This window comes from Verrucosispora sp. WMMA2044 (assembly GCF_027497155.1).
Classification (GTDB): Bacteria; Actinomycetota; Actinomycetes; order Mycobacteriales; family Micromonosporaceae; genus Micromonospora; species Micromonospora palythoicola.
This window is the reverse complement of sequence record NZ_CP114913.1, coordinates 2,138,932-2,159,996: the sequence shown is the minus strand read 5'-3', so window position 1 is coordinate 2,159,996 and position 21,065 is coordinate 2,138,932. Positions and strand designations below refer to the sequence as shown.

The following is a 21,065-nucleotide window of genomic DNA, read 5'->3' as shown; positions in this document are numbered from 1 at the left end:
CTCAGTCTGCCGCCAGCCGCGCCTCGAACAGCCCACGCACCCCCGGCTCGCCCCGCAACAACCCCAACGCCAACTCCGCGTGCCCCGGCACGTACCCGTTGCCGACAAGCATCGTCACGTCAGCAGCCAGACCCTCCGCACCCAACGCCGCCGCCGCGAAACTCGTCGCCATCGAGAAAAAGATCACCGTGCCGCCGTCCGCCGTCGCCAACACCGCGCCGTGCTCACAACCCGGCACATCCACGCACACCACCGTCACGTCCGCCGGCACCCCCAACGCCGAGGTCACCGCCGTCGACAGGGCCACCGGATCGCGGGCATCGGCCACCACCACCGCATCGGCCAGGCCCGCCGCCACCAGCGCGTCACGCTCCGCGACCACCGGCACCACGCCGACCGTACGGCCCGCACCCGCCCGCCGCGCCGCCGCCAGCGACAACGAACCACTCTTGCCCGCGCCGCCGACCACCGCCACCGTCACCGGCCGGGCGTCCGCCTCGGCCGCCCGCTCTGCCACATACCGGGACACCACCCGCGACGTCAACGCCGGCGCACCGCACACGTCCAGCACCGCCAGGGACAGTTGCGGGTCCAGGTCCTCCGGCAGCACCGCCGCGACCGATCGGGCGAACAGAATCGCCCACCCCGCACAGGGCACCTGCTCGCTCCGGCCGTCCCAGCCGGCCAACCCGTCGGTGACCACAAGCGGAGTCAACGTCAACGACACGAGCGTGGCCACCCGCTCGCCCGCCTTGAGCCCCAACGGTGAACGCCGACCCGCCTCCTCGACCGTGCCGATCAACATGCCGCCCGACCCCGTCACCGGGTTCTGCATCTTCCCCCGGGCGGAGATGATGTCGAGCACCTCGGCCCGGACCGCGGCACCGTCCCCGTCGTGCTTGACGGACAACTGCCGGAAACTCGCCGCGTCCAGGTTCAGCCGCTCCACCCGGATCCGCACCTCGTTCGGCGCGATCTCCGGACGCGTGTCGAGCCGCCAGGCGGCCTGTGGCAACACGCCCGCAGGCTCCACGACACGGTGCAGACCCACCGGTGACGTCACACCGACCTCCCCCTGTCCGGCCGCCTGAAGCCTCGCCTTGGACTCGCATGGCGGGAAAACTTACGGCAGAATAATTTCTCTACCGAAATTTTTCCAGTAGCCTTCGGGTCGCTGATCACCCAGGCAGACCAGAGGAGGGGCCGTGACCCAGACCCGACCGCCGGTGCAGACCATCCCGGCGCCCCCGCCGGCCCCCACCACAACCCGCACCGGCCAGCCGTACGAATACCGCCGCAGCCCCCTCGTCGAACCCGACTGGACCCGCTTCCCCGGCTGGCGCGCGGTCACCCGCGACCAGTGGGAAAGCGCCCAGTGGCAACGCGTCAACTGCGTCAAGAACATCAAACAGCTGCGCGCCGTGCTGGGTGACACCGTCGACGACACCTTCTACGCCGACCTCGAAGCCGACCAGCGCGCCCTGGCCACCATGTCCATGCTGGTGACCCCACAGATGATCAACACCATGGCGCCGTACGGCCCACCCACCACCGAGACGCTGCTCGCCGACCCCATCCGGCGCTACATGATCCCGGTCGCCTCCGACCGCCGCACCGACTGGCCGTCACACCCCTACGCCACCCGCGACTCTCTGCACGAACACGACATGTGGGTCGCCGAAGGCCTCACCCACCGCTACCCCACCAAGGTCCTCGCCGAACTGCTCTCCACCTGCCCGCAGTACTGCGGGCACTGCACCCGCATGGACCTGGTCGGCAACTCCACCCCCACGGTGGACAAGCTCAAGCTCAGCCTCAAGCCCGTCGACCGCTACGACGCCCACATCAGCTACCTGAAGGCCCACCCCGGCGTACGGGACGTCGTCGTCTCCGGCGGCGACGTGGCGAACGTGCCCTGGCGCAACCTCGAGTCCTACCTGATGCGGCTGCTGGAGATCGAAACCATCCGCGACATCCGGCTCGCCACCAAGGCCCTGATGGGTCTGCCCCAGCACTGGCTGCAACCCGACGTCGTCGAGGGCCTGGAACGAGTCGCCCGCACCGCCGCCCGCCGCGGGGTCAACCTCGCCATCCACACCCACGTCAACCACGCCCAGTCGCTCACCCCGCTGGTCGCCAGGGCCGCCCAGACCGCCCTCGACATCGGCGTGCGCGACGTACGCAACCAGGGCGTCCTGATGCGCGGCGTCAACGCGACCAGCACCGACCTGCTCGACCTCTGCTTCGCACTCCAGGGCGAGGCAGGGATCCTGCCCTACTACTTCTACATGTGCGACATGATCCCCAACGCCGAGCACTGGCGGGTTCCGGTCTGGCACGCCCAGCAGCTCCAGCACGACATCATGGGCTACCTGCCCGGCTACGCCACCCCACGGATCGTCTGCGACGTGCCCTTCGTCGGTAAGCGCTGGGTACACATGGTCACCGAGTACGACCGGGAGCGCGGCATCTCCTACTGGACGAAGAACTACCGCACCTCCATCGAGTTCGCCGACCTGGAGGCGCTCAGCAAGCGCTACGCCTACTACGACCCGATCGACACCCTCCCCGAAGCCGGCCAGCAGTGGTGGCGCGTCCACCGCGACGACTGAGCCCGACCGGGCGGCGTCATCGCCGACCTGTGCCACACCGCGAAGCGGGCCACCGGATCATCCGGTGGCCCGCTTCCGTGCCGGGCGATCACTTCGTGAAGGCGTCCTTCGTGTTACGTCCGGCCTCCTTGACGTTCTCACCGGCCTGACGGGCCCGGGCATCGCTCTGCTGGCTGGCGCCCTCGGCCCGCATGCGCTCGTTGTCGGTCATGTCGCCGATCCGCTCCCTGGCGGCACCGCTCAGTTCCTCGACCTTGTTCTTCGCCTTGTCGGTGAAGCTCATGTCGTCTCCCTGTCTGTTCGGCGGTAGAGCGGAGCGGATCGCTCCGCTCTTTCTCGAGTCCCCCCGTGCGGTGAGCTGAAACGGTCTGGTGTCTCGGTGGCGGATGGCACAACCGCTAAGGCATCCTAGGACACTAGGTGTATGGTGAAGCCTGGTTCGATGCAGCGCGGGACGAGATCACTGATTGTCGAGTGCGGTCCGTCCGATCCGTTCGCCGCCCGACATCGGACCCGGTGTCCTGGTTGACTGAGGACATGGGTGAGCGAATTCTCCGGATCGGCGCCGTCAGACCGCACTGCATCGCGCCGCACGGTGGTGCGACGGCATGAACGAGATCCTGCTCGTCCGGCACGGCGAAACCACCTGGAGCGCCAGCCGCCGCCACACCTCGTACACCGATCTCAACCTGACGCCCGACGGTGAGCGGCAGGCCCGCGCACTCGGACCGGCTCTCGCCGGACGACGCTTCGTCGCGGTGCTGACCAGCCCACGGATCCGGGCGCTGCGCACCGCGCAGCTGGCCGGGTTGCCCGTCACCGACTCCGACGACGATCTCGCCGAATGGCACTACGGTGACTACGAGGGCCGCACCACCGCGGAGATCCAGGACGAACGTCCCGGGTGGAGCGTCTGGACCGACGGATGCCCGGGCGGCGAGTCACCGAGCGAGGTCGGCGAACGCCTGGACCGACTGCTCGCCCGGCTGCACCCCCTGCTCGACCGAGGTCCCGTCGCCGTGGTCGGGCACGCGCACGCGCTCCGCGTGCTGGGTGCCCGGTGGATCGGGTTGCCCCCGTCGGCCGGTGGCTTGTTCCGGCTGGACACCGCCACCCTCAGCCTGCTCGGTCACGAACACGGCCGGCGGGTGCTCCTCCGCTGGAACCAGCCGCCTCCCCCACCGCTCGACCCACCCACGGCGCAGTCGCCGGCCCGCCACTGACCATTCGCCGGGCCGGCGGTGACGGACCGCGGCGTCGATCAGCGGGACGGCTGCTGCCGCGCCGGATCCTGCCCCACCTTCGGTGGCCGATGTTCGTACGGGGTGGACAGCACCACAGTCGTGCGGGTGGTGACATTCGCCGACGTCCTGATCTCCTGGAGCACCCGCTCCAGGTCGACCGGCCCGGCCACCCGGACCAGCAGCAGGTAGAAGTCCTCCCCCGCCACCGAGTAGCAGGAGTCGATCTCCGGCAGATGCGCCAGCCGCTCCGGCGCGTCGTCCGGCTGCGACGGATCGAACGGCCGGATCGCCACGAACGCCGTCAGGGGCAGGTCCAGCGCCTCGAACGAGACCCGGGCGGCGTAACCCTTGATCACCCCGCGCTGCTCCAGCCGTCGTACCCGCTGATGCACCGCGGAGACCGACAGGCCGACCTTCTCCGCCAGATCCGTGTACGACAGTCGGCCGTCCGCGGTCAGCGCCACCACGATGGCGCGGTCGATCTCCTCCACGGCGTGCAACCTACCGGGTACGACCGGTCGACGCGACTGACAAGCCCGCCCGCCGTCGCGTTCGGCGGGCGGATGCTCGCGTACGGTCAGCCCTTCGCCAGTGCCCGGGAGATCACCAGCCGTTGAATCTGGTTGGTCCCCTCCACGATCTGCAACACCTTCGCCTCCCGCAGGTACCGCTCGACCGGATGATCGGCCACGTATCCCGCGCCGCCGAGCACCTGTACCGCGTCGATGGTCACCCGCATCGCCACGTCCGTGGCGAACAGCTTCGCCTTGGCCGCCTCGATCGAGTACGGCCGACCGGCGTCGCGGAGCCGGGCCGCGGCCAGGGTCAACGCCCGGGCGGCGGAGATCTGGGTGGCGAGGTCGGCCAGGGTGAACCCGAGCCCCTGGAAGTCGATGATCGACCGGCCGAACTGCTCACGTTGCCGGGCGTAGTCCACCGCGTAGTCCAGCGCCGCCTGGGCCAGCCCGACCGCGCAGGCCGCGATGCCCAGGCGACCGGAGTCCAGGGCCGACATGGCGATGGTGAACCCCGCCCCGTCGCCGCCGATCAGCCGGTCGGCCGGCACCCGGGCCTCGTCGAAGACGACCTGCGCCACCGGAGACGAGCGCAGCCCCATGGTGCGCTCGGCGGCCTGCGGGTGCAGACCTGGTGTGGCGCGGTCGGCGAGCAGGCAGGAGATGCCCTTCGGGCCCGGGCCGCCGGTGCGGCAGAAGATGTTGTAGAAGTCGGCCACCTGGGCGTGGGTGATCCACGCCTTGGTGCCGGTGACCAGATAGCCGTCGCCGTCGCGCACCGCCCTGGTGGTCAGCGCCGCGGCGTCCGAACCACCCTGCGGCTCCGACAGGCAGTACGCCCCGAGCAACTCGCCGCCGATCATGTCGGGCAGCAGCTTGCGCTGCTCCTCGCTGCCGTAGGCGGCGACCGGGTAGCAGGACAGGGTGTGCACGCTCACCGCCTCGGCGACCGCGAGCCAGCGGCCGGCCAGGATCTCCAGCACCTGAAGATAGACCTCGTACGGCTGGGCGGCGCCGCCGTACTCCTCCGGGTACGGCAGGCCGAGCAGACCCGCCCGGCCCAGCGTGCGCAGCACCTCCCGGGGGAACTCGGCCCGCTGCTCGTGCTCGACCACCTTCGGCGCGAGTTCCCGGTCGGCCAGTTCGGTGGTCAACTCCAGCAGGTCACGAGCCTCGTCGGTGGGCAGGATCCGGTCGACAGTCATAGCGCGATGAGCTCCGTGGGGATGGTGTTGAGCCGTCGTACGCCGTCCGTCGTGCAGACGACGATGTCCTCGATCCGGGCGCCGTGCCGCCCGGCCAGGTAGATGCCCGGTTCGACGGAGAAGACCATTCCCGCCGCCAGGGCACGGTCGTTGCCGGCCACCACGTACGGCTCCTCGTGGCCGTCCAGACCGATGCCGTGGCCGGTGCGGTGCAGGAACGCGTCGCCGTAACCGGCCGCGGTGATCGGCGCGCGGGCGGCGGCGTCGACGGCCGCGGCGCTCACCCCGGGGCGGACCGCCGCCACGGCGGCGCGCTGCGCCTCGTGCAGCACCGCGTAGTAGTCGACGAACTCGGCCGGTGCCGGCCCACCGCTGACATAGGTACGGGTGCAGTCGGAGCGGTAGCCCGAGGCCATGGTGCCGCCGATGTCCACCACGACCGGCTCGCCCACGCCGATCGGCCGGTCGGCGGTGCCGTGATGCGGGCTGGCGGCGTTGGGGCCGGCCGCCACGATGACGAAGTCGACGGTGACGTGGCCGGCTGCCCTGATCGCGGCGGCGATGTCGGCGGCCACCTCCACCTCGGTCCGTCCCGGTCGTAGCCACTGCCCCATCCGGGCGTGCACCGTGTCGATCGCCGCGCCGGCCTCGGCGAGCGCCGCCACCTCCGCGGCCGACTTGTGGACGCGCACCTCGCGCAGGACCGTCGAGGCGAGCCGCTGCCGGGCGTCGGGCAGCAGCGCACGCAGTGCCAGCACCTGCTCGGCCCACATCCGGTCGGCCAGCCCCACCGCGCCGACCGGCCCGCCGAGCGCGGCGGTCACCAGTGGGTACGGGTCCGTGCCGTCGGGGTGGTCGACGATGCGTACCCCGGTGGCCGGCGCCGGCGACGCCTCGGCCGCCGGCCGTTCCAGGGTCGGCACGATCAGCGTCGGCTCGCCCTCGGCGGGCAGCACCAGCAGGGTCAGCCGCTCACCGGCGTGGGCGTCGTAGCCGGTCAGGTAGCGCAGGTCGGAGCCGGGGCTGAGCAACAGCGCGTCCAACCCGGCGGCGGCCACGGCACGCTGCGCGGCGGCCAGCCGCCCCGGCGGATACAGCTCCTCGAACCCCACACCGCTAGCTTAACGGTCGTTTGGGCCAGCCGGCGCCCACGGTGCCGGACCGCCACGACGCACCGGTCAGGAATCAAGAAGCACCGACCAGCGGGACGTCACTAGCTTGACCAGGGTGGATATCCGGCCGGGCAGCCGCTCGGGCCGGTGCGGAGAGTCACCCGGGAGGTTCGTGATGAGTGGGAGCAACTGGATCCGGCAGGCCCATCGGTGGCTGGCGATCGCGTTCACGGTGACCGTCGTCGTCACCTTCGTCGCGCTCGCGCAGGAGAATCCGGTCGAGTGGATCGCCTACCTGCCGCTGCTGCCGTTGGCCCTGCTGATGATCACCGGCCTGTACCTGTTCGTGCTGCCGTACGTCGTCAGGCGGCGTCGCGGGCCGGGTACGGCCGGTGCGCGCTGACGGCACGACCGGCTCACTCCATCAGCCAGAGACAGAACGGGTGGCCGTCCGGGTCCAGGCAGACCCGGACGTCCTCCTGCGGCTGAAAAGCGGCGAGCGTCGCCCCGCAGGCCAGCGCGTGCTCCAGCGCCGCCGGCAGGTCCTGCACCCCGATCTCCAGGTGCATCATCATCTGCTGCCGGCCGGGCTGCGCCGGCCAGCTCGGCCGCACGTACGCGCGTTCCCGCTGAAAGGACAGCCCGACCCCGCCGTCGGCGGCACGCAGGATCACGTCGTCGGCCTCCTCGACCGCGATGTCCCAGCCGAGCAACCGCGCGTAGAAGCGGGCCAGCGCCGCCGGGTCGGGGGTGTCGAGGTTCACCGTGGTCAGCGTCAGCCGGGTCGGTACGGTCATCGGGCCCTCCCTCGTCGCGCCGGCGGAACGCACCGCCGACCTGCTGTACGTCGTGAACGTCGGTGCGGTGTGCCAGGCTGTCGGGCGTGACAGCGCAGACCCCGATCATGCTCATCGACGCGCCCAGTCTCTACTTCCGGGCGTACTTCGGCATCCCCGAGTCCGCCGCGAAGACCGCCGACGGCCAGCCGGTGAACGCGGTGCGCGGGTTCCTGGACATGCTCGCCCACCTGGTCCGCACCCGCCGGCCGGGGCGGATGGTGTGCGCGATGGACCACGACTGGCGGCCCGACTGGCGGGTCGCGCTGCTGCCGTCGTACAAGGCGCACCGGGTGGCTCCGGAGGGGGGCGAGGTGGTGCCGGACACCCTCTCCCCGCAGGTGCCGATGATCCTGGAGGTGCTCGACGCGCTGGGGGTGACCGTGGTCGGCGCGACCGGCTACGAGGCCGACGACGTGCTGGGCACCCTCTCGGTCAGCGAGCCCGGTCCGGTGGAGGTGGTCTCCGGTGACCGGGATCTGTTCCAGCTGATCGACGACGCCCGGGGCGTGCGACTGCTCTACGTCGGGCGGGGGGTGGCCAAGCTGGAGGACTGCGACGACGCCGCCGTGCGCGCCCGCTACGGGGTGCCGGCCGACCGGTACGCCGAGTTCGCCGCGCTGCGCGGCGACCCGTCCGACGGGCTGCCGGGGGTGGCCGGCGTCGGCGAGAAGACCGCAGCCCGGCTGGTCGACAGGTACGGCGACATCGCCGGCATCCTCGCCGCCCTGGACGACCCGGCCGCCGGTTTCGCACCCGGGCTGCGCACCAAGCTCGTCGCGGCCCGGGACTACCTGGCGGTGGCGCCCAAGGTGGTCCGGGTCGCCCTGGACGTGCCGCTGCCACCGCTGTCCACCGAGCTGCCGGTGTCGCCGGCCGACCCGCAACGGTTGCTCGACCTGGCCGAGCGGTGGAACCTCGCCGGCTCGACCCGGCGCCTGGTCGACGCGCTCGCCACCCGCACCGCGACGAGCTGACCCGTTCCGGGCCGGCTCAGACGGTGAAGCGGAGCCGGCCGCGCCGGGCCAGCAGGTAGCCGAGGGCACCGGCGGCGATCAGCGCCAGACCGATGCCGACGAGCAGGCCGGTCGAGGCACCGGTGATCGGCAGCGAGCCGCCGCCTCCGCCGCTGCCGGAGAGCCGCACCTGGATCTTCGCGGTGTCGTTGGCGGGGTCCAGGTCCTTGACGGGGCCGGCGCCGTCGAAGGTGTGCAGCCGGACCGTGCCGCCCTTGCCATCGGCCCGGTCGATCCGCAGGTCGAAATCGAAGCTCAGCCGCTCACCGCGGCTGATCGTGCCGCGCGCCAGACACACGTAGACCCGCGCGCCCGGCTTGCCGGGCTGCCACTCGTCCGCGTCCCGGTCGACACAGGACTGCGGGGCGGTGACCGCGGTGACGTTTGTCGGCAGGGTCACGATGGTCTCGACGTTGAGCCCCCGCTGGCCGTTGGGTCCGGCGCTGGCCGGGCCGTTGTTGAGGTACCCGACCCGCATCTCGACCGTGTCGCCGACCGCACCCGTGACGGTGGCCCCCTCGGCGGCCACGTCGCCACGCTGGTCGCCGTCGACGGTCAGCGTGATCCTGGTTTCGTTGTCGAGGGTGTCGGTGTCGGTCTGGCCGAGCGCGCGGGCCTGCGTACCGCCGACCGGCACCAGCGTCAGCGCCTCGTCGGTGCCCTTCGGCCCGAGCGGCCCGGTCGTGGGCGACTGGGAACGGAACTCCGCCCAGTCGGCCGGGGTGAACCAGACCGCGTAGCTGTGGTGCAGGTTCGGCGCCCAACTGTCGGCCGGAACCGTGCCGCCGAACGTCGGATCCACCCGGAGCGCCGCACCGGGCTCCAGCGAGTCGTCGAACGTGCAGGCGAAGGTGCTGCTGTCCAGGTCCGGGTCGCTGTACTCGCAGTTTTCGTACCGCTTCGACGGGGTGAACCCGTAGGAGCCGGACAGGTACAGCACCATCCCGTGCGCGGTCTTCGTGCCCCGGTTCCGCACCGTCAGCGGCACGTCCACCCGGCCGCCCAGGCTGCTGTCGAGGGTGAGCGTCCGCTCGGTGGCCAGGTCGACGCCCCCGCCGACGGCGACCGTGGACCGGTAGGTGCCGGTGGTTCCGTCCGGTGCGGTGACGGTGAACAGCAGTTCCCCCTGCTGGCCCGGCTGCGCGCCGGCAGCCGCCGTCACGGCCAGGCTGAGCAGTTCCGAACCCCAGTCGCCGTCGATGGTCAGCTCGCAGGTGACGACCGCGCCCGCCACCGTGCAGACGCCCGGCTCGTCGCCGGGCTCGACATCGGCGAACGCCATGACGTCGCGGCGGTCCACCCGCACGGTGTAGGTGCCGACCTGCTGATCGCCGAGCAGCCGGAGCGAGGCCCACTTCTGCGGGCCGTCGGTGGCGACGACGACGTTGTTGACGTACGCCACCGGCTTCGCGGCCGGCTCGGCGGCGGCCGGCGCACCGGCGGCCACGGTGGCGAGCACGACGACGGCCACGCCGGCGAACCACCGACGAACAACACGAGTCTGCATGGCGGGTCCCTCGAGAACGGTGATACCGCGGGAGCTGAGCCGGGTAAGACTCTCATGGATGCCGTGCTCGTCGGTAGCCGCGCCGCGGCTCAGGTCACCTCGCGCAGGTAGCCGTCGATGGCGGCGGCCAGGATCTGCTCGCCGGGACGCGCCCAGACCTCGGCGTTGAAGACCTCCACCTCGATCGCGCCGGTGTAGCCGGCCGCGTCGACCGCCTCGCGCAGCCGGCGCAGCTCGATGCAGCCGTCGCCGGGCAGCGCCCGGCCGAGCAGCACCCCCTCCGGCAGCGGGGTTATCCAGTCGCAGACCTGGAACGCGGCGATCCACTCCCCCGCGCGGGCGATCTGGTCGTGCACGGTGTCGTCCCACCACACGTGGTACGCGTCCACCACCACACCGACCACGCCCGGGTCGAACCGCTCGGCGATGTCCAGCGCCTGACCGAGGGTGGCGATGACGCACCGGTCGGCGGCGAACATCGGGTGCAGCGGTTCGATGGCCAGCCTCACCCCGGCGGCGTCGGCGTGCGGAGCGAGTTCGGCGATCGCGTCGGCGACCCGGGCGCGGGCGCCGTCGATGTCCCGGCTGCCGGCGGGCAGGCCACCGGAGACCAGGACCAGCACCGGGGCGCCGAGCGTGGCCGCCTCGTCGATGGCTTGTAGGTTCTGCTCCCGCCAGTCGTCGGCGGTGAAGAACCCACCCCGGCACAGGGTGGTGACCGTCAGCCCGGCGTCGCGGACCAGCTTCGCGGTACGGCCGAGACCGTACTCGATCACCGGCTCCCGCCACAGGCCGATGCCCGGCACCCCGGCGGCGGCACACCCGGCGACCACATCGGGTAGCGGCCAGTGCTGGGCGGTGGCCTGGTTGAACGAGAACCGGCGCAGGGCCGCCCTGCCCGCCGGGCCGGTCACTGGGTCACCCCGGCCACGGTGAAGAAGGCCCGGGCGCGGGCGGCGGCCAGCTCGGCGTCGGGCAGCAGGCCGGCGGCGTCGGCGAGGGTGAGCAGGGTGCCCAGGTGCTCGGGTGTCCGGCCGGACTGCAACCCGCCGACCATCGTGAAGTGCTCCTGGTGCCCGGCGAGCCAGGCGAGGAAGACGATGCCGGTCTTGTAGTACCAGGTGGGTACGGCGAACAGGTGCCGGGCCAGCGGCACGGTCGGGGCGAAGATCTCGTCGTACCGGTCCAGGTCACCGTCGTCGAGGGCGGCGAGCGCGGCCGACGCGGCGGGCGCGATGGCGGCGAAGACCCCGAGCAGCGCGTCGGAGTGGCCGGCCCCGTCGCCCCGGATCAGTTCCGGGTAGTTGAAGTCGTCGCCGGTGTAGAGGCGTACCCCCGCGGGCAGCCGGCGGCGCAACGCCACCTCGCGCCCGGCGTCGAGCAGCGACACCTTGATGCCGTCCACCCGGCAGGCGTGGGCCTTGAGCAGCTCGACGACGGTGTCGGCCGCCAGGTCCAGGTCGGTGGTGCCCCAGTAGCCGGACAGGGCCGGGTCGAACATCGGACCGAGCCAGTGCAGCACCACCGGCTCGTCGGCGGCGTGCAGCAGCTCGTCGTACACCCGCAGGTAGTCCTCGGGGCCACGGGCGGCGGCGGCCAGGTGCCGACTGCACATCAGCACCGGCACCGCCCCCGCGTCGCGCACGTCGTCGAGCTGCTCCCGGTAGGCGGCGGTGACCTCGGCGAGCGTCGCCGGGCCGGGCGGCAACTGGTCCGTGGCGGCCCCGGCGACGATCCGGCCACCGACGGACCGCGCCTCGGCCGCGCTGCGCCGGATCAGCTCCCGGGTCGCCGGGTAGTCCAGACCCATGCCGCGCTGCGCGGTGTCCATCGCCTCGGCCACCCCCAGGCCGTAGGACCACAGGTGGCGGCGGAAGGCGAGGGTACGGTCCCAGTCCAGGACCGCCGGGGCGCCCGGGGTGTTGTCGCCGGCCGGGTCGGCCACCACGTGCGCGGCGGCGTACGCGACGCGGCAGGTCGGCGGGCCGTCGGGGTGGGGATGCCCGGTGCCGCCGGAAAGCCGCAGGCGACGGCCGCCGGGCAGGGTCACCTCGGTGCCGCTCACAGGCTCAGCTCCGGCACCTCGACGCGGCGTCCCTCGCGGGCCGACAGCAGGCCAAGCTCGGCCAGCTGCACGCCACGGGCGCCGGCCAGGAAGTCCCACGGGAACGGCTCGCCGGTGGCCACGTGCCGCAGGAACGCCTCCCACTGCACCTTGAAGCCGTTGTCGAAGTCCTCGTTGTCCGGCACCTCCGTCCACTGTGAACGGAAGTCCTCGGTGGCGGGCAGGTCCGGGTTCCAGACCGGCTTGGGGGTGACCGCCCGGTGTTGCACCCGGCAACGCCGCAGCCCGGCGACCGCACTGCCCTCGGTGCCGTCGACCTGGAACTCGACAAGCTCGTCGCGGTGCACCCGGACGCACCAGGACGAGTTGAGCTGGGCGATGACGCCGCCGTCCAGCTCGAAGATGCCGTAGGCGGCGTCGTCGGCGGTGGCATCGTAGGGCCGCCCGGCCTCGTCGACCCGACGTGGGATGTGCGTGGCGATGGTGGCGGAGACGGCGCGTACCTCACCGAACAGTTCCGCGAGCACGTAGTGCCAGTGCGGGAACATGTCCACCACGATGCCACCGCCGTCGGCGGCCCGGTAGTTCCACGAGGGCCGTTGGGCGGGTTGCCAGTCGCCCTCGAAGACCCAGTAGCCGAACTCGCCGCGTACCGAGAGCACCCGGCCGAAGAAGCCACCGTCGAGCAGCCGCTTGAGCTTGCGCAGCCCCGGCAGGAAGAGCTTGTCCTGCACCACGCCGGTGCGTACGCCGGCCGCCCGGGCGGCACGCGCCAGGTCCAGGGCGGCGGCGGTGTCCTCGGCGAGGGGCTTCTCGGTGTAGATGTGCTTGCCGGCGTCGATGGCCTGCCGGATCGCCTTCTCCCGCTGCTGGGTCACCTGAGCATCGAAGTAGACCTGGGTGTCGTCGCGGGCCAGGGCGGCGGTCAGGTCGGTGGTCCAGTCGTCCAGGCCGTGTCGTTCAGCGATCTCGCGCAGCTTGGCCTCGCTGCGGCCGACGAGGACCAGATGCGGCCAGACGGTGGTGCCGTCGGCCAGCGGCACCCCACCGGCGGACCGGATGGCCAGCAGGGAGCGCACCAGATGCTGCCGGTATCCCATCCGGCCGGTGACGCCGTTCACGATGATGCCGATCGACCTGCGGGTCATGGGGGTCCTTCCGTCGTACGCGCTCGGACCGGGTGAGGTAAGCGCTTTCCCGCCCAGATTAGGCCGCACCTCCGAAGCCAGGCAAGGGCTTACCTGACGATGGTGCGTCCGGCCTCGGCGGCCGATGGCGGGCCGAACAAAGCGCTGGCCACCTCACCACCGCAACGAGGACCATCAGTGGATGGATCGCCAGTCCGACGAGATCGTCGCGTACTACACCGACCGGTACCGCGAGGACCTGCGGCTCGCCGCACGGCCGCAGGCCCGGCTGGAGCGGACCCGCACGCTGGAACTGCTACGCGAGTACCTGCCCGCACCACCCGCCCGGATCCTGGACGTCGGCGGAGGAACCGGCGAGTACGCCCGGGCCCTCGTCGCCCTCGGCTACCGGGTACGCCTGCTCGACCTGGTGCCCGCGCACGTCACCCAGGCCCGCGCCGGCCACCCCACCGTCGACGCGGACGTCGCCGACGCTCGCGCGCTGCCCGAGCCCGACGACGGCTACGACGCCACCCTGCTGCTCGGGCCGCTCTACCACCTGCCCCGGCGCGCCGACCGGTGCCGGGCCCTGGCCGAGGCGGTCCGGGTCACGCGACCCGGCGGTCGCGTCCTCGCCGCCGCGATCTCACGATTCGCCGGGCCGCTGGACTTTGCCGCCACCGGTCGACTCGACGACCGGATGGTCGAGGAAGCCGCGGTGCTGCTCACCGACGGCCGGAACGACGCGCGTCTCGGTTTCACCCACGCCTACTTCCACCGGGTCGAGGAACTGCTCGACGAATGCCGGACCGCCGGCCTGGTCGACCTGGTCGTCGACGGTATCGAGGGGCCGGCCTGGATCGCCGCCGAGGCGGCCGCCCACGGGCCGATGGCGGAGACCGTGTTCACCGCCGCGTTGCGGCTCGCCCGCGTCTACCGACGGGAGCCCGCCCTGGTCACGGCGAGTGCCCATCTGCTCGCCCGGGGCACCGTCGGCGATCCGTCGGACATCGGGCGGGACCGGCCGGACCTGCGGGCTTGACCTGCGCTAACCACGCCCCGATGCAGGCCCCCGCCCTGGGGTACGGTGTCGCTGGTCGCCGCTACAGCGGCCGGCGCGACGCGTGAGGGGGCGGGTGTGGCGACGCTGTCCGATGTGGCCCGACGGGCCGGTGTCTCACCCGCCACCGCCTCGCGCGTGATCAACGGCAGCAGCAAGCCGGTCACCGAGGAGCTGCGCGAGCGGGTGCTGCGCGCCGTCGCCGAGTTGCAGTACGTCCCCAACGCCCACGCCCAACTGCTGGCCCGGTCGCATCGCGGCGCCGTCGGGGTGATCGTGCACGACGTCTCCGACCCGTACTTCTCCGAGATCACCCGGGGCCTGCAACGGGTCGCCACCGACCAGGGCCGACTGTTGATGATCTGCAACAGCTACCGTGACCCGGAGCGGGAACTGGAGTACGTCGAGCTGCTGCGGGGCCAGCAGGTCGCCGCCATCATCCTGGCCGGCTCCGGGTACCACGACGCCGACTTCACCCGGCTGCTCAACGGCAAGCTCGCCGCGTACGAGGCCACCGGCGGGCGGGTCGCGGTGATCGGCCGTCACGAACACTCCGGTGACGCGGTGATGCCGGACAACCGGGGCGGCGGCGAACTCCTCGGTCGGGAACTGTGCCGCCTCGGCCACGAACGCATCGGTGTGGTGGCCGGCCCCCGGGTGTTGACCACCATCACCGACCGGCTCGCCGGGTTGCGCGCGGCACTCGCCGACCACGGCCGGGAGCTGCCGGAACACCGCATCCGGTACGCCGACTTCGACCGCGACGGCGGCGCCGGGGCCACCGCCGAGCTGCTCGACGCCGAGCCCGGGCTGACCGCGATCGCGGCGCTCAACGACTCGATGGCCATCGGCGCGTTGGCGCTGCTGCGCGCCCGCGCGGTGCCGGTGCCGCAGCAGGTGAGCGTGTTCGGCTTCGACGACATGCCGGTGGCCCGGGACGTCACCCCGGCGCTGACCACGGTCCGCCTGCCACTCGTCGAGATGGGCGCCCGCGCGATGGCCCTGGCCCTCGACCCGGGAGCCGCGAATCCCCGGATCGAGTCGCTCGCGGCCGAACTGGTCCGTCGGGACAGCGCCGGCCCCGCCCCGGGGTGAGGCGGCGGGCCGCTGGCCGACGGTGGGCACCGCGCGACGCCGACGACCTGCCGAGGGCTCGTCCGCCGGCACCGAAAACGTTATCGTAGGTGATCATCGGTAAGGAGTCTCATGCCCCGCGCGCACCTCACCATCAACCCGGCGTTCACCATCGGGCCGGTCCGTCGACGACTCTTCGGCGGTTTCGTCGAACATCTCGGCCGGCACATCTACGACGGGATCCACGAGCCCGGGCATCCGAGCGCCGGACCGGACGGGTTCCGGCGTGACGTCGTCGAGCTGGTCAAGGAGCTGGGTGTCAGCACGGTCCGGTACCCGGGCGGCAACTTCGTCTCCGGCTACAACTGGGAGGACGGCGTCGGGCCGGTGGCCGAGCGACCGCGTCGGCTCGACCTCGCCTGGCACTCCACCGAGACCAACCAGGTCGGCCTGCACGAGTTCCAACACTGGCTCGACCTGGTCGGCAGCGAGCTGATGTTGGCGGTGAACCTCGGCACCCGCGGCCCGAAGGAGGCCGTCGAGCTGCTGGAGTACACGAACCTGCCGGCCGGCACCGCCCGTGCCGAGCAACGGGCCGCCAACGGTCGGGAGAAGCCGTTCGGCATCGCCATGTGGTGCCTCGGCAACGAGATGGATGGTCCCTGGCAGCTCGGCCACCGCGACGCCACCGACTACGGCAAGCTCGCGTCGATGACGGCCAAGGCGATGCGCCAGGTGGATCAGAACCTGGAGCTGGTCGCCTGCGGCTCGTCCGGCCGGGGTATGCCGACCTTCGGTGAGTGGGAACGCGTCGTGCTGAACCACGCCTACGACGACGTCGACTACATCTCCTGCCACGCGTACTACCAGGAACACGACGGCGATCTCGCGAGCTTCCTCGCCTCCGGGGTCGACATGGACACCTACATCGAGTCGGTGGTCGCCACCGTCGATCACGTACGCACGGTCAAACGCTCGTCCAAGCGGGTGGATCTCGCGTTCGACGAGTGGAACATCTGGTACATGAGCCGGTGGCAGGAGAAGGCGCGCACCTTCACCATCGACGAGTGGCCGGTCGCACCACGCCTGCTGGAGGACCGCTACACCGTCGCGGACGCCGTCGTCCTCGGCGGTCTGCTGATCTCCCTGCTCAACCACGCCGACCGGGTCACCTCGGCGAACCTCGCGCAGCTCGTGAACGTGATCGCCCCGATCATGACCGAGCCCGGCGGCCCGGCCTGGCGGCAGACGACGTTCTTCCCGTTCTCGGTGACCTCGCACGCCGCCCGGGGTGACGCGCTGCGGGTCCTGGCCGACGCCGACGAGACGACCACCGCGACCTTCGGCTCGGTGCCGGTGGTGGCCGCCGCGGCGACAAGCGACGGCACCGGGCTGTCGGTGTTCCTGCAGAACCGGCACCTCACCGAGGCGACGACGGTGACGATCGACCTGCGCGCGTTCCAGCCGACCGGTGCGGTCTCGGCCCAGGGCATCTGGGACACCGACGTGCGCGCCGCCAACGACCTGCGCGACCCGCACCGGGTCGGGCTGCGCAACAACGACACCGCGCGGCTCTCCGACGGTCTGCTCACCGTCGAGCTGCCGCCCGTGTCCTGGACCGCGCTGACGGTCCCGCAGGCAACCGGGTCCGGCGGGTCCTGACCGTACCCACGGTCGGCTCGTATCCTCTCGTGGTGACCTCGGCGCTCGGGAACCTCACCCGCCAGCAGCAGACGCTGCTGGCGCGGTGGCTTCCCGGGGCGAGCGTCGAGGCCGAGCACAGCTGGGGCTTGGTGGCCACCACCGTCCTCGAGGTGACCTGCGCGGGTGCGCGATTCATCGTCAAGGCCGGCGGCGACGACGACCACGGCATCCGGCGCGAACTGGACGCCCATGCCAACTGGTTGCGGCCCTGGACCGATCGGGGCCGCGCGCCGGCCCTGGTGCACGGCGACGTGGACGCGAAACTGCTCGTCACCCGCTACCTGCCCGGTCAGTTGGTGCTCGGCAGCGAGCACGCCGACGATCCTCGCCTCTACCGGCAGGCCGGCGAGTTGCTGGCGCTGCTGCACGCCCAGTTCGTCGTCACCGACGACGACCACGAGCGACGCGAGAACGAGAAGGCCCTGGCCTGGCTGCGCCGACCACATCGGATCGCCGCGCACACCGTGCGGCGGCTGCGGGCCGAAATCACCTCCTGGCCGACCCCGTCGGCGTCCCTGGTGCCCACCCACGGCGACTGGCAGCCCCGGAACTGGCTGGTCCACGAAGGCGTGCTCAGTGTGATCGATTTCGGTCGCGCCGCCCTGCGTCCCGCGTACACGGACTTCGGTCGGCTGGCCGCCCGGGACTTCCTGCGCGATCCGAGGCTCGAGGCAGCCTTCCTCGACGGGTACGGGACCGATCCCCGTGAGCCGGACGCGTGGCACCGGAACCGGGTCCGCGAGGCGATCGGCACCGCGGCCTGGGCGTACCGGGTGGGCGACGAGGCGTTCGAGGCGCAGGGCCATCGCATGATCGCCGGAGCGCTCCGCGACGTCGACGTCCCGTAAGGACGCCACCGTCGGCCGCAAGCCACACCATGAGCGCCGTTGTCACTCGTGCGGCACGATGTGCCGCACCGCGTCGGGGCGGGCTGCCGCCTCCGCCATCAGCCGGGCCAGCCCGGCCCTGGTCGCCACCACCGTGATCTTCTCTCCGGGACGCAACCGCCGTCCGTCCGCGACGGTCGCCGGCAGCTGACTGCCGACGAGGTTCGTCAACCGCAGCAACCATGCCTCGCCCGGCCGACGCAGATCACCGACGGTCATCCGGGCCAGCAACGAGCGCTCGCCGACCGTCGTCTCGGCGACCAGCAACACCCGCCGGGCGACGGGAATCGCCTCCAGTTCGTGACCCAGCATCCGCGCCACGAACGACGGCACCGCGAGATAGCTGACACTGCGGGAGATGGTGAGGTCGAAGGCGCGCTGCACCTGGTCGGCGAAGTCGCCGTCGAAGAGCCGCAGCACCACCCGCAGATCGGGCCGGACGGCGCGGCCGACCAGCGCGGTCTCCAGATTCGTCACATCGTCCGAGGTGAGTACGACAAGGGCGCGGCTGGTCGCCAGCGAAGCGGCGACCAGCGTCTCTCGACGACTCGCGTCCCCGACGATCAGCGGAATCCGCAGCTCCCGCGCAGCCGATACGCCGCGCGCGTCCGCCGAGCGGTCGATGGCGATCACGTCGACCCCGAGGGCGTGCAGACCTTCGACCACGTGGCTGCCGACCCCGCCCAGCCCGACCACGATGACGTGTCCGCTGGCCCGCCTCGGCAGGGAACCGTCCGCCACCTCCAGTCGTACCTTGATCACTGCGTCCACCACGGCGCCGGTGAGCAGCGGAATCAGGGCGATGCTGGCGATGGTGAGGACAACCAGCGTCGCCTTCTCCACCCCGGTGGCGGTCGGCTCGACGTCCGCGCCACCCAAGGTGGCGAGGACCGCCTCGAAAAACGCCTGGGACCAGGTGGTTGCCGGACGGCTCAGGGCGAGCACGACGGCGGCGGCGAGCAGCAGTCCGAGGAAGACGCCCAGGACGACGCGGATCCGGCGCCAGACCCGGCCCGCGATCGTTCCGAGCGGGTAGCCGTGGGTCATCGGGCGGCGGCGGGACGTCTCCGGACGCCAGGGTGCCACGGCGGCGAGCACCAGGTCGGCCTCGTGCTGGCGGGCCGGCAGTACCTCGACCTCGTCGCCGTTGCGGGTGATCGCCAGGCCACAGACCACCTCGTGCTCGCGTACCTCGTCGCGTCCGGCGACGAACATCGTGCCGTCGCGTAGGCCGTGCCGGGGAGTGGCCTGGCCGACGGCGGCGGAGACGAAGGCCGGCGCGGCCAGCGCCCCGTCGGACAGGACGGTGCAGTAGGGCAGTTGGTCGAGTCCTCGGCTCAGTCCGGTGTTGAACATCCGCACCACGATCCGCAGCGTCGGATGCAGGTCGTGGGCCTGGAGCGCGGCCTCGATGTTCGCCACGTCGTTGCGGTCGACCAGGGCCAACGCGTCGGCCGTGCCCAGCCCGGCCGTCTGGTAGGCGTCGGCGTCCGGCCGCTCCGCCACGATGCACCGGACGCCGGGCAGCCGGGCGATGCGTCGACCGTACCGGGATGTCCGAGACCGCAGGATCACCGTGACCTGACCGCCGTGCCGGTTGGTGAGTTCGTCGGCGAGCCGGTACGCCAGGCTGTCGTCGCCGCAGATGACGAAGCGACGTGGCTCTTCCGGCTCCGGCTGGACCGGCGATCCGGACTCCGGGACCTCCACGCCGCCGAGCGTATCGACCACCCGCCAGGCCAGGCGCTGGACACATCGCGGAACCCGGCAAGCCGCCGCAGGCCGCACGCATGGGACAGACGTGATCGCATACGTGGATTCGCGATGCGATCATCAGGGCCATGCGCAAGATTGTCGTGACGACGGCCGCGGTCCTGCTGGTGTCGGGGTGCACCGGCGGATCGGCAGGCACGAGCACCTCGGCCCCCTCCGACGGACCACCCGGAGCCGTCGCCGCCGACGCGCCGGAACCGGGTTGGCGGCTGGCCACGCTGCCGGAGCTGGCCGGGCCCACAAGCGTGCTGTGGGACGTGGTGTCGGTGGACGCCAGGCACGCGTGGGCCGTCGGTAGCGAGGCTTACTCGCCCGACCAGCCGAACGACACCGGCACCCCGTTGGTCCTTCCGTGGGACGGAACGAACTGGACACGAGCGGCCGTGCCGGCGATCTCATGGCACGGCCGGCTCGACCTCGTCGCGGCCGACTCGCCGTCGAATGTCTGGGCGGTCGGCAGCACGGCCGCCGCCACCCCGGAGGAGCAGGTGACGCACGTCCTGCACTACGACGGCAGCGCCTGGCGCGAGGTGCCGTTCGCGCGGGGCGACGGCGAGAGCCAGGCACTGATCACCGGACTTGCCGTCCTCGGCGAACAGACCTGGTTGGTGGGCAACGACGGCAGCAATGTGATCATCAAGCAGTGGGACGGACGATCCTGGCGGTCACACCAGCCGCCCGCCGAGTGCCGCACCGGCGGCACGTCCTTCGGTGGAATGCCGAACCTCTGCACCGTCACCGCGATCAAGGCCATCGGGCCGGATGACGTCTGGGCCGCCGGCAACGGCGCGTGGCAGGGCTTCAAGGGCCCGTTGCTATTCCACTGGAACGGCTCGGGCTGGCGTACGGTCCAGGTGGGCGTCAACAACGACGAGTCCTCGTTCCGCGCGCTCGCGGGTCGATCCTCCAGCGAGCTGTGGGCGGTCGGCGACGGTGGGTTGGCCGTGCGCGGGGGCGGTGGATCGTTCGAACTGCTCAGGTACGCGCCGCCGGGTGGCGCACTGCCCGACGTGGTCACCGACCACGCCGGACAGCCGTGGCTGATCGACAACTCGCCGACGCCGAGCGCTTCGCTCGTCACGTACCGGACGGGCGGGTGGGCCGGCGTTGCGGCGCCGCAGCCGCCGGACGCGGTCGGGCTGAGCCTGCACGGGATCGCCGGGACCCCGGGCAGCCCCCTGATGTTCGCGGTGGGCGCGGCAGATCTCCCCACCACCCCGCGCTACCTGCGGGGGGTCGTGCTCGAGTACGTGCCGGACGCGTCGACCGGATCACGCCACTGACGTCGACCCGGAGTGGTTCGCACAGCTGCAGGTCTACAACGCCGT

Annotated in this window: 20 protein-coding genes; 9 read left to right on the top strand and 11 right to left on the bottom strand. The window is 71.9% G+C overall.

Features of this window, described 5'->3' with window-relative positions; genetic code table 11:
• Position 1: 1 nt before the first annotated feature.
• Entirely contained in the window at positions 2-1,051 is a 1,050-nt protein-coding gene (locus tag O3597_RS09695) for a zinc-binding alcohol dehydrogenase (RefSeq protein WP_281604507.1), read from the bottom strand.
• 154 nt (positions 1,052-1,205) lie between these two features.
• Here O3597_RS09695 and O3597_RS09690 point away from each other — a divergent pair, with 154 nt between their 5' ends.
• Positions 1,206-2,612 (top strand): lysine 2,3-aminomutase, encoded by a 1,407-nt coding sequence (locus O3597_RS09690; protein ID WP_281603904.1) that lies wholly within the window; start codon positions 1,206-1,208, stop codon positions 2,610-2,612.
• An 88-nt stretch (positions 2,613-2,700) separates the two neighbouring features.
• On the opposite strand, the gene O3597_RS09685 is transcribed toward O3597_RS09690, so the two are convergent.
• Positions 2,701-2,895 (bottom strand): CsbD family protein, encoded by a 195-nt coding sequence (locus tag O3597_RS09685; protein WP_164449838.1) that lies wholly within the window; start codon positions 2,893-2,895, stop codon positions 2,701-2,703.
• Between the two features lie 325 nt (positions 2,896-3,220).
• On the opposite strand from O3597_RS09685, the gene O3597_RS09680 reads away from it, so the two are divergent.
• Positions 3,221-3,835, top strand: a complete 615-nt coding sequence (locus O3597_RS09680) for a histidine phosphatase family protein (RefSeq protein ID WP_164449837.1) — start codon at positions 3,221-3,223, stop codon at positions 3,833-3,835.
• Positions 3,836-3,873: 38 nt separating this feature from the next.
• Here O3597_RS09680 and O3597_RS09675 read toward each other — a convergent pair whose 3' ends face one another.
• The 3 genes from O3597_RS09675 to O3597_RS09665 form a co-directional block, all read right to left on the bottom strand.
• On the bottom strand, positions 3,874-4,347 hold the full coding sequence (locus O3597_RS09675) for an Lrp/AsnC family transcriptional regulator (protein WP_164449836.1): 474 nt from the start codon (positions 4,345-4,347) through the stop codon (positions 3,874-3,876).
• An 86-nt stretch (positions 4,348-4,433) separates the two neighbouring features.
• Positions 4,434-5,576 (bottom strand): acyl-CoA dehydrogenase family protein, encoded by a 1,143-nt coding sequence (locus O3597_RS09670; RefSeq protein WP_281603903.1) that lies wholly within the window; start codon positions 5,574-5,576, stop codon positions 4,434-4,436.
• Positions 5,573-6,688, bottom strand: a complete 1,116-nt coding sequence (locus tag O3597_RS09665) for a Xaa-Pro peptidase family protein (RefSeq protein WP_281603902.1) — start codon at positions 6,686-6,688, stop codon at positions 5,573-5,575. The genes O3597_RS09670 and O3597_RS09665 overlap by 4 nt, the downstream gene beginning before the upstream one ends.
• Positions 6,689-6,863: 175 nt before the next feature.
• On the opposite strand from O3597_RS09665, the gene O3597_RS09660 reads away from it, so the two are divergent.
• Positions 6,864-7,091, top strand: a complete 228-nt coding sequence (locus O3597_RS09660) for a hypothetical protein (protein ID WP_164449834.1) — start codon at positions 6,864-6,866, stop codon at positions 7,089-7,091.
• A gap of 13 nt (positions 7,092-7,104) precedes the next feature.
• Here the strand turns inward: O3597_RS09660 and O3597_RS09655 are convergent, their stop codons facing one another.
• Entirely contained in the window at positions 7,105-7,485 is a 381-nt protein-coding gene (locus tag O3597_RS09655) for a VOC family protein (RefSeq protein WP_281603901.1), read from the bottom strand.
• 107 nt (positions 7,486-7,592) lie between these two features.
• Here O3597_RS09655 and O3597_RS09650 point away from each other — a divergent pair, with 107 nt between their 5' ends.
• Entirely contained in the window at positions 7,593-8,501 is a 909-nt protein-coding gene (locus O3597_RS09650; protein WP_164449917.1) for a 5'-3' exonuclease, read from the top strand.
• Positions 8,502-8,517: 16 nt separating this feature from the next.
• On the opposite strand, the gene O3597_RS09645 is transcribed toward O3597_RS09650, so the two are convergent.
• The 4 genes from O3597_RS09645 to O3597_RS09630 form a co-directional block, all read right to left on the bottom strand.
• Positions 8,518-10,047 carry a cell wall anchor protein gene (locus O3597_RS09645; protein ID WP_281603900.1) on the bottom strand — a complete coding sequence of 510 codons (1,530 nt, stop codon included), beginning with the start codon at positions 10,045-10,047 and terminating at the stop codon, positions 8,518-8,520.
• 89 nt (positions 10,048-10,136) lie between these two features.
• A complete protein-coding gene (locus O3597_RS09640; protein WP_164449831.1) occupies positions 10,137-10,961 on the bottom strand; it encodes a sugar phosphate isomerase/epimerase family protein in 825 nt (274 codons plus the stop codon).
• The gene (locus O3597_RS09635) at positions 10,958-12,112 is read right to left on the bottom strand and encodes a dihydrodipicolinate synthase family protein (protein ID WP_281603899.1); all 1,155 of its coding nucleotides are present in this window, start codon (positions 12,110-12,112) and stop codon (positions 10,958-10,960) included. Before O3597_RS09635 ends, O3597_RS09640 begins: the two co-directional genes overlap by 4 nt.
• Positions 12,109-13,260, bottom strand: a complete 1,152-nt coding sequence (locus O3597_RS09630) for a Gfo/Idh/MocA family oxidoreductase (RefSeq protein WP_281603898.1) — start codon at positions 13,258-13,260, stop codon at positions 12,109-12,111. Before O3597_RS09630 ends, O3597_RS09635 begins: the two co-directional genes overlap by 4 nt.
• Before the next feature lie 181 nt (positions 13,261-13,441).
• Between O3597_RS09630 and O3597_RS09625 the strand changes: the two genes are divergently transcribed.
• The 4 genes from O3597_RS09625 to O3597_RS09610 all read left to right on the top strand — a co-directional run bounded on the left by O3597_RS09625 (position 13,442) and on the right by O3597_RS09610 (position 17,925).
• Positions 13,442-14,281 (top strand): class I SAM-dependent methyltransferase, encoded by an 840-nt coding sequence (locus O3597_RS09625; protein ID WP_281603897.1) that lies wholly within the window; start codon positions 13,442-13,444, stop codon positions 14,279-14,281.
• Positions 14,282-14,377: 96 nt separating this feature from the next.
• Positions 14,378-15,394 (top strand): LacI family DNA-binding transcriptional regulator, encoded by a 1,017-nt coding sequence (locus O3597_RS09620; RefSeq protein ID WP_216592336.1) that lies wholly within the window; start codon positions 14,378-14,380, stop codon positions 15,392-15,394.
• A 111-nt stretch (positions 15,395-15,505) separates the two neighbouring features.
• Complete coding sequence (locus tag O3597_RS09615; protein ID WP_164449828.1) at positions 15,506-17,035, top strand: alpha-N-arabinofuranosidase; 1,530 nt, start codon at positions 15,506-15,508, stop codon at positions 17,033-17,035.
• A 32-nt stretch (positions 17,036-17,067) separates the two neighbouring features.
• Positions 17,068-17,925, top strand: a complete 858-nt coding sequence (locus tag O3597_RS09610) for an aminoglycoside phosphotransferase family protein (protein WP_281603896.1) — start codon at positions 17,068-17,070, stop codon at positions 17,923-17,925.
• Between the two features lie 42 nt (positions 17,926-17,967).
• Here the strand turns inward: O3597_RS09610 and O3597_RS09605 are convergent, their stop codons facing one another.
• On the bottom strand, positions 17,968-19,674 hold the full coding sequence (locus O3597_RS09605) for an NAD-binding protein (RefSeq protein WP_281603895.1): 1,707 nt from the start codon (positions 19,672-19,674) through the stop codon (positions 17,968-17,970).
• Positions 19,675-19,805: 131 nt separating this feature from the next.
• On the opposite strand from O3597_RS09605, the gene O3597_RS09600 reads away from it, so the two are divergent.
• Positions 19,806-21,020 (top strand): hypothetical protein, encoded by a 1,215-nt coding sequence (locus O3597_RS09600; protein WP_281603894.1) that lies wholly within the window; start codon positions 19,806-19,808, stop codon positions 21,018-21,020.
• The last annotated feature ends 45 nt before the right edge of the window (positions 21,021-21,065 follow it).

Bases quoted from the DNA above. Each gene is read 5' to 3' on its own strand.
- O3597_RS09645 (WP_281603900.1), bottom strand. From the start codon at position 10,047: ATGCAGACTCGTGTTGTTCGTCGGTGGTTCGCCGGCGTGGCCGTCGTC.
- O3597_RS09625 (WP_281603897.1), top strand. From the start codon at position 13,442: ATGGATCGCCAGTCCGACGAGATCGTCGCGTACTACACCGACCGGTAC.
- O3597_RS09660 (WP_164449834.1), top strand. From the start codon at position 6,864: ATGAGTGGGAGCAACTGGATCCGGCAGGCCCATCGGTGGCTGGCGATC.
- O3597_RS09670 (WP_281603903.1), bottom strand. From the start codon at position 5,576: ATGACTGTCGACCGGATCCTGCCCACCGACGAGGCTCGTGACCTGCTG.
- O3597_RS09600 (WP_281603894.1), top strand. From the start codon at position 19,806: ATGCGCAAGATTGTCGTGACGACGGCCGCGGTCCTGCTGGTGTCGGGG.
- O3597_RS09615 (WP_164449828.1), top strand. From the start codon at position 15,506: ATGCCCCGCGCGCACCTCACCATCAACCCGGCGTTCACCATCGGGCCG.
- O3597_RS09630 (WP_281603898.1), bottom strand. From the start codon at position 13,260: ATGACCCGCAGGTCGATCGGCATCATCGTGAACGGCGTCACCGGCCGG.
- O3597_RS09680 (WP_164449837.1), top strand. From the start codon at position 3,221: ATGAACGAGATCCTGCTCGTCCGGCACGGCGAAACCACCTGGAGCGCC.
- O3597_RS09655 (WP_281603901.1), bottom strand. From the start codon at position 7,485: ATGACCGTACCGACCCGGCTGACGCTGACCACGGTGAACCTCGACACC.
- O3597_RS09685 (WP_164449838.1), bottom strand. From the start codon at position 2,895: ATGAGCTTCACCGACAAGGCGAAGAACAAGGTCGAGGAACTGAGCGGT.
- O3597_RS09650 (WP_164449917.1), top strand. From the start codon at position 7,593: ATGCTCATCGACGCGCCCAGTCTCTACTTCCGGGCGTACTTCGGCATC.